The sequence below is a fragment of the Chryseobacterium binzhouense genome (genome assembly GCF_007474545.1).
Taxonomy (GTDB): Bacteria; Bacteroidota; Bacteroidia; order Flavobacteriales; family Weeksellaceae; genus Chryseobacterium; species Chryseobacterium binzhouense.
Window position 1 is genome coordinate 227233 of record NZ_VKOG01000001.1, and the last position, 16832, is coordinate 244064.

Consider the following 16832-nt stretch of genomic DNA (forward strand, 5'->3'; position numbering starts at 1 on the left):
CTGTTACGTTATCACTTCTATTAGTGGAGATTGCTATACAGTTTTTTCCATTTCGCAATAGTGTTACGGCTTGTTTTAAACTTAAGCGATGTCTGAAGGTTGTTTAATTTATTGTTTTTCTGATAATTTAAAATTTCCAGAATATCTGCTTTATTATAAGATTTGTGTTTTTGATTAAAGTTTTCTGCTATTTTACCCGAAGCCCCAAAAATCATTTGATTAAGTTTCATAATATCAATAGCAGATAAATACTCTTTTCGCAATATTTTTTCGCAGTATTCTCTTTTATGTGGGAATTTTTTATCTATAATGTCTGAAAATATAAGCCTGTAGTCAGGACTTTGCTGTTTATGTTTGTCTAATTTTTCTTTCATAGCATTGATACCACTTTATATTCAGGATCCTGCCCTTCCATATAGTATATATTTCTCACCTCCTGCCAAAGGAAATACTGGGTAAGGCAAATATCTACCACTTTATCTTCTTCAAAAATAAAAGCTATTTCATCATTAAAAAAGCTGAACCGAAATTGTCTGAAAAACCAAATTTCACTATCGGAGTTTTTTTTTGGTCTGCCAAAAATCATCAGTATTTGATTTTTAGACTTATGCAGATGCTGATCTACTAATTTTTTGAGTTTTCGTACTTGTGTATCCATTTATATAATGTGGTTTTTGGTATTCTGTATTTTTCTACTACCCCCATTTTGGTTAATTCTCCAGACCTTATCTGCTCAAGAATAAAATCAATAATCTCCTGCGTATAAATATTTTTGCGGAAAACAGGCAAATCAGATGGTGATCTTTTTTGCTCATGTGCAACAGAGGCCGATGGCGGTGCATACAATATTAAATGCTGACTGTAAATTCTAAAAAAATCGTATTCCAATAACTTTGACCACCTAAGCAGAACTTGGGAATCCAGACTTTCCGATGCCAGCATTTGATCTATATCCTCACTATTGGCATCCATGAAATTGCAAATTCTGTGATAATCAATTTTTTTTTCTTCAATTTTCTTTTTGATAAGAGATCCGATGTGAATAAATTTAAAATCCAAGCTTTTGTTATTTTGGCTTCAAAGAAAAAAAAATAGTGTGGAAAAATAAATTAAACACGGTTCTATTGATGTTCTATTTTCCATAACCTTTTGATTTTATGGATTATATATTATACAAAGAGTACAAAACGGGATATTACCAAAGTTTTTTTTAACTCTAAAACAACTATAGAATTTTATAAATTAATAAAATAGGTATAAAGCGGGGAGCCATCAAAACACTTTTTTGGTATATAGCTGATATAAAAACAGACAGTCTGCCAAATATAGCAGACCGTCCGTAAAAATATATAAATTAGTTAGTTAGTTTATAATCTCAAAAGTCAGTTATGTGTTTTTAACTTATGTTGGGTTGGTTTAATTTATCGTTTTGAAATTTAAAGGAACGATTATTAAAATACTAAGGACAGCTTTGAGTACTGAAACATTTCCAGCCTTCGCCTGCACCAGATCCCGTATAGATTTTCAGACAACCTGCACCTGCGTTTTCATCTGTATCAAAAACCATCATCCCTACAACCGGAATTGCAATCGTTCCTTCAGGATTGCTGTTTCTTGTTATCACAAGACCTTTCGTCTTACTTTCTAATGCTGTGTAGGCAGAATTTCTATTCATTGGCCAACCTCCATTGTCCGCACCTGCTCTTCCAAGCACAGTAATTCCGTGTTTTACAGGGTAAGTAGCACCAGATACCAACGTAGGGTCTTCATAACAAAACGCAGGACCAGAAATAGTAAACTTACCATCTTCTACCTCACCCCCGAATGCAACTCCCGTAGGATTAGCTATCTCAGTGGCTGATTTCGCTATTCTTAATCTGTAATAAGTGATACCTTCTGTTAATCCTGAAAGCCCTGACCAAATGAGCGTTACACTGGTGACTCCATCGGCAACAGTTGCGGATGCGCCTTCTGAAGCATCAAATGTTCCGTTTTTATTGAAATCTATCCAGCCTTTCAGATTTACTGTCACTCCGGTAGTATTGATTACTGGTACAGTAGCCGTATAAGTGGTAGAAGTGGTATTAAGAATCGGGAAAGTTACACTGCCCTCATCGAAGATATTATTAATATCATCTCCATTTGACATTACACCAGCAAAGCCGTCATTTTCTAAATCTATTTTAGAACCAATCATTAAAGATGATGTATTGTTGGTTGCATCATATTGTGAAACCGAATGGCGAGGTCCGTCAGAAGCCAATAATGTTTTATAACTATCTGGCGCATCTCCAAAATCTGAAACAGCAAATGGATTTAGCGGCGCAGCACAACTTGCCAAATCTCCTCCTCCGTTGGCAGGATTAGATATAGCTCCTACAGATGATATACTGAAATCATTATTCATTTTAAATAAAGTAGTAGCATTGGTAATAAACAATTCTCCCGCAGGATTGAATGAGATACCGTTTGGACTTGTCCCTATGTTTTGTTTTACAATTTGCTCCAAAACTAAAGGTGCACCTGCCATATTCGTCTTTGGAACAGCACTTTTCACCCTGAAAACATAAGCGGTTCCGCTACTTGCTGTTCCTGCTAAAATCCATAAATCTCCGTTTCCGTCCATTGCGATATCTCCTCCACTGTAGGTGTTGAGAAGGGTATTTAGGCTTTGCCCATTCTGATCTACATAATTATTAGTAATATTTGTCCAGGTGTTGTTTGCTATATCGTAATATTTTAAAACATTGGTGGAAGTAATACCATAATATCCTAATCCGTCATTGGTTACTGTACCTCTATAGATATATCCGTTAGTGCTTGCTAAAGTCTCATAAGTATTGGTAGTTGGGTCATAGCTCACAAAAGTATTTCCTGTGCCTCCGTTTTGATTGAGGACATAATAAAATTTATTGGTAGAAATACTGAACCCTAAAGCATTGGGACCATTCGGTGCTGCAGAAATAGCTGTAGGATGTGGTGTGGTATTAATCACAGATCCTAATGCACCAGAAGTTGTAGGATTGTTGAACATTCTGATCTCTCCTGTAACTGAACTTAAACTATAAATTTTACCTGTACAGTCAAATGGCGTTACTACCGTAATGGTAACTAATGCATCATCACAAGGTGTACCTGCGATTTGATTACAAATTCTGTAATTCATATCGTAAGTTCCTGCGGTAACTGTAGAAGCTACAGAAATAGTTCCGTTAGGATTTAATGTAAATCCTGCAGGCCAAGTTCCTAATGCAGCTATTGAAACCTGTCCTTCTGATGTTCCTATAACGGCTTGTCCGCCTGCAATATTTTTATCGTTTGCAATCACACTCGTTGTAGTACTTCCTGCTATAACCGGATTAAATATATCATTTACAGCTTCTAATAATGGCGTTACTACTGTAACCTGTACATCATCTGAACTGGTACACGTACCTGTAGAAATAGTCCATCTGAAAACATAATTCCCGTTTACCGTAAGACCATTTACCTGTGTATTATTTGAAGAAGCATTAACAAACGTTGGAGTAGCACCGGAAGGGCTTGAAACTACAGTCCACACCCCATTGCTTGGCGTAGGATTATTTCCATTTAATGTAGTGCTTGCAGCTCCACCTGTTGTAAAATCACTTCCTGCATTGGCATTAACCTGTGTAGAAACAAAAACCGAGAAAGTATCTTCTAAAGAAGTTCCTGCACACGCATACTCTTTACCTAAAAAGTCGGCAATACTCACGTTAGAAGGGATGGCTTTAATTTTAAATACATATTCTCCCTGAGCATTAAGATTACTGATAACGGTACTAAGACTTTCTAAAGATCTTAAATTTGTTGCTTCGAACAAAGGATTTGCAGACCCAGACGGTTTCGAAATAGTAGTTAATTCATAATATCCACTAAAATCCTGAAAATAACTAGAGTTCACTACACCTTTATATACCGCAGGAAGAGGAACGGTTGCAGACACGCTTCCTGAACCGGGATAACAGACCGTAAAATTATTCACATTAACTGCGGGTCTATTTCCGTCAGAAATATGAATATAGTAAACTTGTGAGCTACCGTTACAAGAACCGTTTGAATTTGAAACAGCAAAACGGTAAGTGCCTACTCTCCATCCACCTGATGGCGGAGTAATTGTAGCTGTTCTGTTATAGGTTCCGGATCCCGTCTGTACAATGGTAGGAGCTCCTCCCGGAGGTGTGATTGCTGAATTTTGAAAATTAGTAATATTGGTTGCCGGGTCTGCAGGATCAATCTTAAAACCAACTACTATAGGAGTAGTACTTCCTGCTCTATTGCAATATACCGCTCCCGCACTTCCTCCAGAGGCATATAAACCTATCTGGTCTGGAAAAGCAGAATCTATAAAGCTAACAGGTCTTGGCTGTGCCCCATTATAATTGTATGTAATTGTAGGGGTGGTATAAGTTCCTGTAGAATTGGCTACGGTAAGTGTAAATGTATACGTTCCTGTAACATTAAGTCCGGATAAGCTTATTGCGTTACTATCTAAATAATCAAAAGCAATATTTCCGCCAGAAGGCTGGCTTATAACATTCAAAGTAATGGTAGTTGTAGTAGTACCCGAAGCACCTGGTGTAATAGAATAAACAGTAAATTTGGGAGATACATTATTTAAAAACAATGAAAAAGCTCCAGTACTTGGTACACAATAATTTACCGTCGTATTAAGTGTAATCTGCGGATTGGGAATGAATCTTACAATCGCCTCATCTTCATAAAAACAACTCGGGTTAGTAATAGAAGTAATTCTAAGCACCGCCACATAACTCGGGTCTATGGTATGATCGCTTTTATTGGTGAGGGTAAGAGTTGGCGAAGCAGTAGTGGTACCGGTTAATGTTGCATTAGTAGTCACTTTTGTACCAAATCTTTGGAAACTGTAAAGATTATAATAGGTCCAGGATGCAGTATATCCCGCAGGAATGGTTGCATTAAGAGTTGCCACACCTGTTGCTGCTGCAATGTTTGTAATATCTGGTCCTGCTGTAAACGTTGCCACCGAACCAGACGCAGTAATGGTAACATCAGAAGTAACAGTACCTCCTGTAGTACACGTTTGTGAAATTCTGAATACATAGTTCCCCGGAGTATTAAGACCAGATATACTTGGTGTCAATGTATTTCCACTTGTAATGATAGGATCTGTAGCACCTGATGGTTTAGAAACTAAAGACCAAGAGGGGCTTCCCGAGGCTGTTCCTGATGAACTGCCAGATAAAGTAGTGGTAGTACCACAAATTATTTTGCTTCCTCCTGCATTTACCGTACACGATTGTGAGTAAGTAAAAACATTAGCTAAACAAATCAGAAAAGTTAATATTTTATTTTTCATTATACATTAATTAATGATAGTGATAACATAAAATCTTGTAATGGTTACGGCAACCTAGCATTTTAAAGATATGGCTACAAAGGATATTGTAATTCTTAACTACAGCTCCCGCTTTACGCGCTATTCTTTTTTAATATTTTAGGCTTAATTGCACAAGAATTTATGGTTGTTTATCTATTGTTTGATTTTTAAATAAATTTAAATCAGAGAACCTGTATAAAATTCAGTAAGAGACTATTTTAAGAAAATTTAGAAAAAAGAAAAGAACAAGCATCCTGAGATACAGGATGTTGTTACTTTTCTATCGAAACTTTATTAATTTCATTTGTGTTTTATCAAAAATGTTAAGATGCCTGAAAACTTTTGACACGCAAATTTCGCTTTTTTTCTTATCATAACCTGTGAACTGGTTCACAGATTTATCTGTCTTACTTACTGTATAATAAACTTTTGTTTTTGACCAGATATTCTCTGGAAATCCCTAAAAAAGAAGCTAATAACTGATCATTCAGTAATTGTATAAGATTAGGAAACTCTTTTTTGAGATGCATTATTTTGTGATGGGCATCAGATGTATTAAGGGCTTCAAATCGTTTGATGTGCATTGCATTATACTCTTCCAATATATCAGCATACATTCCTTTCAGATTCAAAAAAGATAGAAGCGTATCAAAATCTTCTCTGCTTATACTGAGGATTTCGCCTTCTTGTATACATTCAATGGTTTCGTTATTATCTCCATGATTCTTAAAACTGGTAATATTAGTCAGAAAACGGTTTTCCCAAGCTACCATTCTTGTTATTTCTTTACCATTTTCATTGGTATAGTACGCTCTCAGCAATCCGCTGTTTACAAAGAAAAGCTGATTACAAGACATATTACGTTCTATTAAAACCTGTTTTTTATGAACTTCCCTTACTTTAAAATATTTCCTGATATTATGATGATCCTCTTCTGTAGGTTTTCCATAGGCACTTAAAAAGTTCATTAATTTCTCGTGATTCATATTTTTTCATTTGTGTTACATTTTCTATGAAGAAAATCAGGTATAATTTTGTGTTTTTATAGTTGAAACTAATTGGGTCTCCAAAACGTCCATTTTTGTCCGTTGAAAACAATCAGTCTGTGCTTAGCAGAATCTGTAGGATGTTTCAGAAACGCCATCATTCCCGGGGAAGGATTCGAAATATTGGTATAATTGGAAACAATCGGCAGTACCATTGCTTTATCTGCAGCATCTAAAACCAAAACACCATCTGTTGCAGTTGCAGAATTTCCGATTACTGCTTTTGCACCTGCTTTATCGGAAAGTGGTGATGCCTGCGGTGTTTTTACCACACTTTCTACTGAAGCAGAGTATCCTGAAAGTCGACTCAAATCACTCCAGCCTGCATTTTCGTTTTTCACTTTTACTTTGTATTCCGAATTGGCAGAGACATCAAAAATGATTGTTCCTCCTTTTGCGTCATTAGTACCGGAAGGAACTGTCTCTACATAAGGAAGAATAATTCCTTTGTCATCATCTGTTCCAAACTCCAGCAATACCGAAGTACTGCTCGTATTAGATACAGAGTTTACTGCACCGATTCTCACCTGAGCAAAAGCAAGCGCAGAAAGGGAAATACTCAATATAACCGCTGTTTTTTTACCAATATTCATTTTTTTATCGTTTTTATGTTCGTACTTCTTTTCCATTATTGTAAAGTTTTTAAAACTTACCCATCCCTCTTCCTGTGAATATCATCTGTGTTTTTTAGTTTAATCAAGAATAAAATTATCTTAATGTCGGAAGAGGGAGTGGATAAGAATTTGTTTATATATATTATTTTCTATTTCTATCTCTAAGGACAACCCTGTGTATTGAAACATTTCCAGCCTTCACCAGCTCCGGAGCCTGTGTAAATTTTCAGACAGCCTGCTCCCGCATTTTCATCCGTATCAAAGACCATCATTCCAACAACAGGTATTGCTACTGTTGTTTCCGGGCTGCTGTTTCTTGTTATTACAAACCCTTTGGTTTTACCTTCCAATGCTGTATAAGCAGAGTTTCTGTTCATTGGCCAGTCACCATTGTCTGCACCTGCTCTTCCCAATACTGTAATTCCGTGTTTTACAGGGTAAGTAGCACCAGAAACCAATGTAGGGTCTTCATAGCAAACACATCCGTTTACTAAAGCATTTTGAGAATCTCCAATAGTTTGTCCTGTTGTATTACTGTATCCTGTTGGTAAAATTGAGTACTGCGGAAGTCCAATATTAGTTCCTGTAGTACTTACACAAGTTGTAAGTGCACATAGATTGTGATTAACACTTGTACTTCCTCCGCTAAGAGTTCCTGCTGCGGTCACCAATTGGGAGTTGGTAACATCTGCTCCGCCTTCTATGGCATCAGAACAACCATCGGCATCAGAATCCAAATCCAAACGATTAGGAATACCATCATTATCCGTATCACATTCTAATAACATTTGTACACCGTAGTTAGGATTTCCATTAGATACAGTGGTTGAAAAACCAAACGATTTTGGTCCAAAATTCATATTAACAAATCTCCAGTTTGCATTTTCTACAGAAGTACTATTTGAATTAAGATTATTTAATGTTTTTTGACTTTCAGTATCAATAACAGTCCATTGTCCAGCTACAGGTGCTTGATTTACTAATCCCGGAACTGTAACAGGTATTACACTAGCTTTATCATAGATATGTACGGTTTTGCTATCGTTTGCATAGTATTCATTATCATTACCCAATCCTACAAATGCACTCATTGTACCTGTAACCTTCCAAATGGTAGGTAACTCACCGTTTTTAGTCCACCAGACATTATCTACAGGATGTACAGAAGCATTGGTAATACTTACAATTACAACTCCTGAATTGGCTGGGTAACCAAATTTAGCACTTAAATCTCTTGTCACATTTTGATTTTTAACATTTAATGCTAATCCAAAATCGGAAGGCAAAATATTTATCGTTGATCCACTACCAAATGCCGTTACAAAATCATTATAAGTAGTGGTACATTCTGTAGAATCTAAAATCCCGTCATTATCATCATCTACGTCTTCCCAATCTGCAATACCATCCGCATCCGCATCTTGACAATCATTTTTAAAGCCATTTTGAGATTGACCTATCGCTTGTCCCGTTCCGGCAACGGTTGGTACGCCATAACTTGCAGAAGTTGAAGTATTATCAATGGTATTTCCTAAGTTTTGAGTAACAGGAGAAGAAGATAATCCGTTGTAATTTGCTCCTGAATTTCCTCCAGGCATTGAAGAATTTGTGAAAACGGTAAGATTAGCTGCGCCTTCTCTGGCATCAGAACAGCCGTCTCCATCAGAATCCAAATCTAATCTATTGGGAATTCCATCATTATCCGTGTCGCACTCTAGTAAGCCTTCCTCAACAGAAGTGGCACCCAACAAACCTTCAGGATAATTGGAAACGACATACCAAGAAAACGGATTGAGATTGATTCTTATGATCGTTCCTGGTGGATTTCCTGCGCCATCAGTTCCAATAGAAGTAACCGCATACAATTCATTCCCGTTTGCTTTTGCCAAACCAAAAGCAAATCTTTGCACCGATCCTAAAATAGTTTCAGATACATAATCATAATTGGCATTTACCGTTACTTCTCTGATAATAGGGTTGGTGGCATTGATTGCCGAGTCAAACCAAAGGACATACACCTTGCCGCTAATAAAGATAAAATCTCCGTTTGCGTTACCACTTGTATAATTTCTCCAAACACTTACAGAATTAGTCGTTAAATTAATTCTGCGTATGATCGAATCACCTCCACTTACCAACAAACTTCCGTCCGGAAGGAAAGATAATGAGTTAGCTCTAAATGATAAATTCAGAACATTGGTTACATTGCAGTTTCCTGGATTGATAATCGCCAAAGTACTGGTAGATGTTCCTGTTGCATATACGCCATACATTACACCTGCAGGACTCATAGCAATATCTGTTGTAACGTTGAGATTTCCTGTACAAAAACCAGCTTGTGTAAGCGTTTCTACGTTAAATGAATTAATTCCTGTGGCAGACTGTACCAAAATATTAGGCGATGTAACATAAGTAGGACATTCTACGGTGTCTAAAATTCCGTCATTATCATCATCTTTGTCACAGTAATCACTTACACCGTCTCCATCAGAATCCGGGTTAGTTGCAGATATTACACAAGGATCTACCACAGAAAGCGTTCCCGAATTAGATGTAATGGTACAAATCCTTCCACTATGAGCTAAAATTACACGGAATCTGTTTCCGTTTTGAGCTAAAGTTACATTATTCACAAGCAATGTTGCAGTAGTAGCTCCTGAATACTGCCCTCCGTTGGTAACATTAGACCAGGTAGAGCCGTTATCTGTACTGACCTGCCATTGATACGAAATACCTGAAGTAGTATTGGTCGCAGACGGAGCAGTATAGTTCGGCGTCCCAGAATTGAAAACGGTGGTTGTTGCAGCTGATGCTACGACCGAAAAAGCGGCATTGCTTCCAATTTTTGTATTAATATTGTAAGGTTGTGTTCCCAAAGTTACTTGTGTAGCCGAAGTCACATTGGCTGCGGTAGTGCTTGTGTAGCTTGCCGCGATTACTTTTCCTGATCCGTCTACAGCAGGATTTCCGGTGCCGTAAACGCCACCGTCACCACCATCTGCATTCGCATTGTTGTAATATTCGTTGGCATCAGAGCAGCCGTCATTGTCACTGTCTAAATCTAAATGGTTAGGTATTCCGTCTCCATCGGTATCTATTGAACAGGTGAACCCAACCGTTGGAGCTTCAGAAAGATCTCCCCAAAAATATCCATTAGTACTCGTAGCAATAGTTCCCTCATTCGCTGCTGTATCAATATTAATTTTAATTAAATCTCCATTATTGCTGCCAATTAAATCTCCATTAGCAGCAAAGAAAATTTGAGAACCCGCAGCGCCAGTAGTAGTCCCCACCAAAGACCAAGATGATGATGGTGCTGTTGTGCTAAGATTCAAAGTATTTAAGTTTAATCTGTATAATACATTTGAACTTGTCATTAAATACAATACTCCAGACTGACTAATGGCAATATCTCCCAATCCAGTTGTAAGACTAACAGGTTCGGCTACTCGTGTGAGCGTACTCGCATTTCCGCTAGCATTAAATGTTACTCTCCACAATCCTTGCGTTGTAGTTGCCAGAGTTCCACTTCCTTCATCATCATAAATGTAGTAATCACCATTGTACATAGCAGCTCCTCCTGTAGTATTATTAAGACTCGAAAGAAAACCACTTCCTAAATTGACAACAGAGTTTGTTGCAAATTGGTATGCAAAAATACTTCCCTGCCCGCCATTGTTTGCAAATATCATTCTATTCCTTGCTGCGTCTGTAGCCAAATGATTCGCATCAAAACCTGGTAAAAGATCTGCAAAAATTACGGAAGGCGAATAATTCGCACCACTTAATCCAATAAGACTGCCTTGAGTTGTACTTACTTGACGAATGCCAAAACCGGTGTAATTATAAACAGCTCCGCCACCGCATTCTACAGAATCAAGAATTCCGTCGTTATCATCATCAAGGTCATAAATATCTGCAACACCATCACCATCAGTATCCTCCAAAACATTAAGTCTAATGGTAGAGGTAGCACAATTCCCTGATAAAGTAGTGGAACAAATTCTGTAAGAAAGGTTGTAAACTCCAGCAACTACATTTGTGGCTATAGATATCGTTCCGTTTGCATTCATAGTAATACCAGAAGGCCAAGTACCTACTGCAGAAGCTGTAACGTTTGATGTTGTGGCTGCAGTGTTTACATGAAAATCATTAGTAATAGCGGTTGATGAGGAAGTTATTCCTTTAACTGACGCAAAATCATCCGGATTAGCACATAATGCTACAGCCTGTAAATTGGCAATTGTATATGTTCCTGCTCCTGTAGATGCATTAGAGTCAGCATCATAATATTGTATAACTACTCTGGATACTAATAAACCATTAAAATTAACAGCTATTCTCGCTCTCAACTCTGTATCACTTGAAGGAATATTGGTTGTACTTGACGAAAACTCCTTATCCGGACTTGCTGTGTAGGTTACTTGAGTGGGTGAATTTAATACAAAATTTGATGTTGTAAAATTGATTAAACTATTGTTTTGATCATACGCCAGAACTCTAACCCTGTCACCATCATCTATATCGTTTAAATTAAATCTTAAATTGTAAACAGGCTGTGAAAAGCTGAGTTGAGTTTCTACCCTGTTTGCAAATGTTCCCGTATTTAAGCCGGGATCTATCAATATAGCAAAAGCGGATTGGTGATTCGTATTAATTTCTGTAGCAACAGCTGCCGCAGAGCCAAAACGACTTACGCTAATAGATAGTGCTGCATTGCCTAAAGTATAATTACTTGCGTTTATATCCAAAATAGCATCAGCTCTGGCACCCGGAAATACAATGCTTTGCGGGCATTGCGCATAGTTTATATAAAAAATCAAAAGTGTGAATATATATGTGACCCTTTTGATATATCTATTAACAGATAAATCTAAATTCATAAGTATTTTTTTTATAATGAGAAAAAATTCCTAATTGAAAAAAATCAGGATAAAAGAAAATCTATATAACATGAAAAGGCGGCGGTCTTACCGAAAAAGAATCTCTTTCTGTTCCAAAAATTATATCGGAAACTATGTTATATGAAATATTTTGAGATTTATATGAAAAATCCTGAATCTGATATCGCTGTAAAGAATGAAGAAACTTTAATTTGAATACCGATGTAGGAGCAGGAGCAAAAAGCTGTTTTTTAGATACACCGAAAGATTTACCAGAATCAGGTAAGGTATGATAGGTAAAGTCATTTACAGGAAGTGATTTTTGTTTATTTTCTACAAGCTTCTTTTCTGAAGTTTTCTCTACAGCTTTTCGATTTTTCCTTTTTTTCTTATCATTTGCAACGACAGGTTTAAGATTTTCTTTTCCTGAATCTTTGGAGATATTTGAATTATCATAAATTCCTGATTGGTCTGTTACAGATATTTTTAAATTTTCCGCACCATACATATAGACATCGCCGGAAATATGAATCTGAGAATAAAAAAAACTGGAGTAGAAAAACAGAAACAAGAAAATGACACTGTTTTTCATTTTAGAAAAAAGTGTAGTAGTATTCTTTAAAAAAATTTCAGTTTTCAGTTTGTTTGAATTTCAATTTGCAAAAGAAAACTAATCCCTTCTTAAACTAAAATTTCACATAATCTATTGTGTATCTATCTTACTACTAAAACACACAACACCTTGTTTTTCAATGGTGTTATTTTGTAAAAACATTAAAACTAATCTGGTAAGTAAACGTAAAAGCGTTTTATTTAATTCTTTTTTGCAAGATTTTTAAACCAGAGTTCGGTGCTTTCTTCAATAGAAATGCTGAGTTTCGTTCTAAGATTATGCTTCCTGTTACGAATGGTACTCAAAGTTCTGAATGTACAGGCAGCAATATCCTTGGTATTAAAACCTAAATAAATGTATGATGCTAAAGTAAGCTCCGAAACTCTCAATTTCGGATTAATTTTCAAAAGAGATTGTACAATATCCGGATAAATTTCCTGAAATCTTGTGAAAAACTCAGGACTGTTGGACTTTGCGAGCCGTACAACCTCGTTGAAAGAGTCATTTATTTTGTTAGAAAGAAAATCAATCTTTTGCTCCTTATCCATTAACGCTTCTTCATTGATCTTGATGAGTTGTTGTTTTTTTATATAATATCGGTAAAAGATGATCGCAATACCAATGATGAGGAAGGCAGCAATAAATACGATCCATCTATAGTTTTTCCAGTTATTTTCCAGATTTTTTTCTTTTTCCTGCTGAAGAATTTCTTCTACCGCAGATGATGACGCCTTCATTTGCTCTGTTTTCAACTCATTTTCTAATTCCAAAGCTTTAATTCGGACTTTTTCAGCATTCTCAGCATCATTTAGGAGAAGATAAGCTGGTCTCATTTGCTTATATACAACCGGAACTTCCCTTCTGAAATTTGTTTTATTAAGTATTGCAAGTGCTTTTTCGTAAAATTCAAGAGCAGATTTTGGATTCTTTTTTCTAACTTCCAAATCTCCCCATTTTCTGTAAGTGAAAGATATATACGGGTATTTGTACTGCACTGCCATTTGCTTTGCCTTATCAAAAAAAAGTTCTGCCTCCTTATACTCTCCTTCGTCAGTATAATAAGTCCCCAGCATTGTGTATAGAGAAATAAGATTGTTGTAAACAAAAGCAGGATCCTGCTTTTCGAGAAGGACTTTATTTTTTTCAAGATAATAATGAAAAAGCGGCTGATTTTGAAGTTTGCTGTAAGTCGTTGCAAGGTTTTCATACACCAAGCTTCTTAAATAATTTTTTTCGTTTTCATTCTTATTAATTTGAGAAACAACTTCAAGACCTTTCTTCTGTTCTTTTATAGAAGAATCCAAAAGTTCCATAGATCCGAAAACGCGGCTTCTCACTCTGTGAATTTCATACGTTAGATATTGATCTTTTACCTCTTTATTGACTTCTTCTGCATAAGATAAATAAATTAATGCCGGTTTGTAAGCCAGCAATTCAAATAAGCCTTGTGCGAGATAAAAATTACTCCATGCTTCTCCTTGTTTATATCCTTTTTCTTTACTAATTATAAGTGCTTGTTTCGCAAAAAGACTGCTGCTTTTCATGTCTACAATCAATGTTTTGGCATATGAAGAATCCAATAGAGCTTCTACTTTTTTTATATCTTTATCAGAAACAGCCTGTCCACTCAGTAAACAGCCTAAAAGCACAGAGATAAAAACAAATTTAAGTTTCATTTCAATTATAAAAGTATTTAACGTACCAATCTCTACTTAATCCCTTAAAACTAAAAGCAAGATTTTAGTTTTTTCTAAGATAAAAATTAAGTTAAAATACAAAAAAATTCAAACAAAAACGTAATTATGTTAATCACATTCAAATCTGCACTGTTTTATTTGTTTTACATTGAAAGAGCTTTGTAATTGACAAAAAATGTTTTCATTAATAATTTATTGCTGAATTATCAAAATACATTTATTTTTTGCAAACAAAACTATTTTTAACGTTAATTATCTGTTATTGATCATATTTTGGAAATATAGGGCAAGACCCTGATCTGCGGGTGCATTAAGCTTTTTTTTGAGATTGTATTTTCTGTTATCTATCGTGCTGACAGATTTATGGGTAATTCTGGCTATGTCTTTTGAATTAAATCCTAAGTAAAGAAATGCACATAATGTAAGCTCGCTATTTCTAAGTCCTGATTCTTTAGAAAGAAGAGCGGCAATAAAATCCGGATAAATCTCTTTAAACCTTACAAGAAATTCGGGACTATTCTCATTGGCAAGCTGGATAATCTCATGAAATGATTCATTTACTTTGATTTCCAACTCATTAATAACGTTTTCTTTTTTTGCAAGCTGTTCTTCTTTTTCAGAGATTATATCTCTTTTTATTTTTAATTTTTCTTTTGCATTTTTAATAATTTTTCTTCTAATCAAATAAACAGAAAATAGCAGAATGATAACAAACAATCCTGCCATTATATAAATGTAAAATAAGTACTTTTTATTTTTTTCATACTCTTCTTTTTTTTGTTCATTAACAATTTCTGAAAAAATAGTTTCTGTAGTTTCAATATGGTTTTTATGACCCTCTTTTGCTGTAGCCAAATATTTTTCTTCAAATTCTTTATATTTCGCTATATCTCCGATTTTTAAATATGATTCTGAGATTTTTTTATAAATATCTGCGTTATATTTCCCAGAACTTGTTTCTTCTAATACACTCAATGCTTTGTTATAATAATATAGTGCTGAGTCAACTCTATTTTCTTTAAAATAAAGTTTCAGTAAAAATACATCAAAGATTAATAACAGGCAAAACGGTTGTAAATAAAGGCTTTACAGCCGTTTTATAATTTTTTGGTGATGAGGTAATAAGCAGTAAAAAGCGAGGTTAGGCAAAAGTAAGGTTACTAAAACGTTACTTTCAAGCATTAGAAACAACCGTTTTAAAATGCTGTAATTCAGCTTTCTGCATAGTTTTTCATATTGTTCGGTAGCTCACATAGGTTTAATTTTATCATTAAGAATTGTGAGTATGGAAACGACAAAAAAATCAACGTTTAAGGTTCTTTTCTACCTTAAAAAGAATGCCCCGAAGAAGAACGGGAAAGTTACGGTTATGTGCAGAATTACCGTAAACGGTAATCAATCTGCATTTAGTGCCAAGTTGGATATTTCGGCAACAAATTGGGATTTGAAGTACGGCAGGGTTTTAGGTAAAAGCCGAGAAGCCCAAGAAACAAACAGCAAACTTGACAAAATCCGCTCAGGTATTGAGGAATGCTATTCCAAAATCCTAAAGAATGAGGGGGCTGTAAACAGTACTAAACTTAAAAATGCCTTCCTTGGTATGGAAAGCGGAGAAATGACCTTTTTCAAGTTTTATGAACAGTTCTTGTCCGACTATGAGAAAAAGGTCAATAGCGGACTTCGGGTAAATGGAACACGAAGTAAGTATAAAACATTATTAAGACATCTTCGCAATTTTGCACTTACAAAATACGGTTACTCCGATGTGTCTTTTAACGACCTTACTCCTGATTTTATACAGGACTTTGATTACTACCTGCGTGACGACCAAAGTTTAACACACAACACCATTTGGCTGTATATGATTGGGTTTACTACACTTTGCCGATTGGCAATGAGCAGAAAGCATCTTGCTTTTAATCCGTTCAGCGAGTACAAGAATACCAAAAAGGATAAAGACCGAGGTTATCTGTTGCGTAATGAATTGGAACAGCTCGTAACGTTCAACTGCGAGAAAAAGAAAGACGAATTAGTTAAAGACATGTTTGTTTTCAGTTGTTTTACGGGACTTTCCTATTCGGATATGAAAGGACTTAAAAACAGTAATATTCAGGATTTCTTTGATGGTAACCAGTGGATTATTGTACGCAGAAAGAAAACGGCTACATCGTCAAACGTGATGCTCTTGGATATTCCGAAAATGATTATTGAAAAATATGCAGGATTGTCAAAGAACGGAAAGGTATTTCCTGTACCATCAAATACGGTTTGTAATGACAGCTTAAAGAGAATATCTAAACTGATTGACTGCCTTGTAGAAAAGAAAGTAACCTTTCATTTGGCACGTCATACGTTTGCCACTCTGTTTTTGAGCGAGGGCGTTCCGCTCGAAAGTTTGAGCAAGATGTTAGGACATAAAAACATTGCTACTACACAGATTTACGCAAAAATTCTCAACGAGAAAGTTGGTAAGGATATGCAAAAGGTATCACATAAATTTAAGGAAATGGAGCAGTCTTTTGTGGCTCAATTATAAACCCCAGTAAAGCAATTTAAAAAAGTCAATGTTATCTACATTGGCTTTTTTTGTACTTTAGCT

11 protein-coding genes are annotated in these 16832 nt (G+C 35.7%); 1 reads left to right on the forward strand and 10 read right to left on the reverse strand.

Annotated features, from left to right (window positions below):
- Positions 1 to 20: 20 nt before the first annotated feature.
- From FNE73_RS01145 to FNE73_RS01190, 10 genes are all read right to left on the reverse strand, one after another.
- Positions 21 to 374 carry a helix-turn-helix domain-containing protein gene (locus FNE73_RS01145; protein WP_143882958.1) on the reverse strand — a complete coding sequence of 118 codons (354 nt, stop codon included), beginning with the start codon at positions 372 to 374 and terminating at the stop codon, positions 21 to 23.
- Positions 371 to 658 carry a hypothetical protein gene (locus tag FNE73_RS01150; protein ID WP_143882959.1) on the reverse strand — a complete coding sequence of 96 codons (288 nt, stop codon included), beginning with the start codon at positions 656 to 658 and terminating at the stop codon, positions 371 to 373. The genes FNE73_RS01145 and FNE73_RS01150 overlap by 4 nt, the downstream gene beginning before the upstream one ends.
- Positions 625 to 1059 (reverse strand): transposase, encoded by a 435-nt coding sequence (locus FNE73_RS01155; protein ID WP_143882960.1) that lies wholly within the window; start codon positions 1057 to 1059, stop codon positions 625 to 627. The genes FNE73_RS01150 and FNE73_RS01155 overlap by 34 nt, the downstream gene beginning before the upstream one ends.
- 400 nt (positions 1060 to 1459) lie before the next feature.
- Positions 1460 to 5359: a GEVED domain-containing protein gene (locus FNE73_RS01160; protein WP_143882961.1), complete on the reverse strand. Its 3900-nt coding sequence runs from the start codon at positions 5357 to 5359 to the stop codon at positions 1460 to 1462.
- 428 nt (positions 5360 to 5787) lie between these two features.
- Positions 5788 to 6366, reverse strand: a complete 579-nt coding sequence (locus FNE73_RS01165) for a Crp/Fnr family transcriptional regulator (protein ID WP_143882962.1) — start codon at positions 6364 to 6366, stop codon at positions 5788 to 5790.
- 68 nt (positions 6367 to 6434) lie between these two features.
- On the reverse strand, positions 6435 to 7055 hold the full coding sequence (locus FNE73_RS01170; RefSeq protein ID WP_228429821.1) for a hypothetical protein: 621 nt from the start codon (positions 7053 to 7055) through the stop codon (positions 6435 to 6437).
- 146 nt (positions 7056 to 7201) lie between these two features.
- Entirely contained in the window at positions 7202 to 11923 is a 4722-nt protein-coding gene (locus FNE73_RS16800) for a beta strand repeat-containing protein (RefSeq protein ID WP_228429823.1), read from the reverse strand.
- Positions 11924 to 11984: 61 nt separating this feature from the next.
- Positions 11985 to 12515 carry a hypothetical protein gene (locus FNE73_RS01180; protein WP_143882963.1) on the reverse strand — a complete coding sequence of 177 codons (531 nt, stop codon included), beginning with the start codon at positions 12513 to 12515 and terminating at the stop codon, positions 11985 to 11987.
- 221 nt (positions 12516 to 12736) lie between these two features.
- Positions 12737 to 14212, reverse strand: coding sequence for a tetratricopeptide repeat protein (locus FNE73_RS01185; protein WP_143882964.1), 1476 nt, complete (start codon positions 14210 to 14212; stop codon positions 12737 to 12739).
- Positions 14213 to 14485: 273 nt separating this feature from the next.
- Positions 14486 to 15208: a helix-turn-helix transcriptional regulator gene (locus tag FNE73_RS01190; protein WP_143882965.1), complete on the reverse strand. Its 723-nt coding sequence runs from the start codon at positions 15206 to 15208 to the stop codon at positions 14486 to 14488.
- A 310-nt stretch (positions 15209 to 15518) separates the two neighbouring features.
- On the opposite strand from FNE73_RS01190, the gene FNE73_RS01195 reads away from it, so the two are divergent.
- The gene (locus FNE73_RS01195; RefSeq protein ID WP_143882966.1) at positions 15519 to 16769 is read left to right on the forward strand and encodes a site-specific integrase; all 1251 of its coding nucleotides are present in this window, start codon (positions 15519 to 15521) and stop codon (positions 16767 to 16769) included.
- The last annotated feature ends 63 nt before the right edge of the window (positions 16770 to 16832 follow it).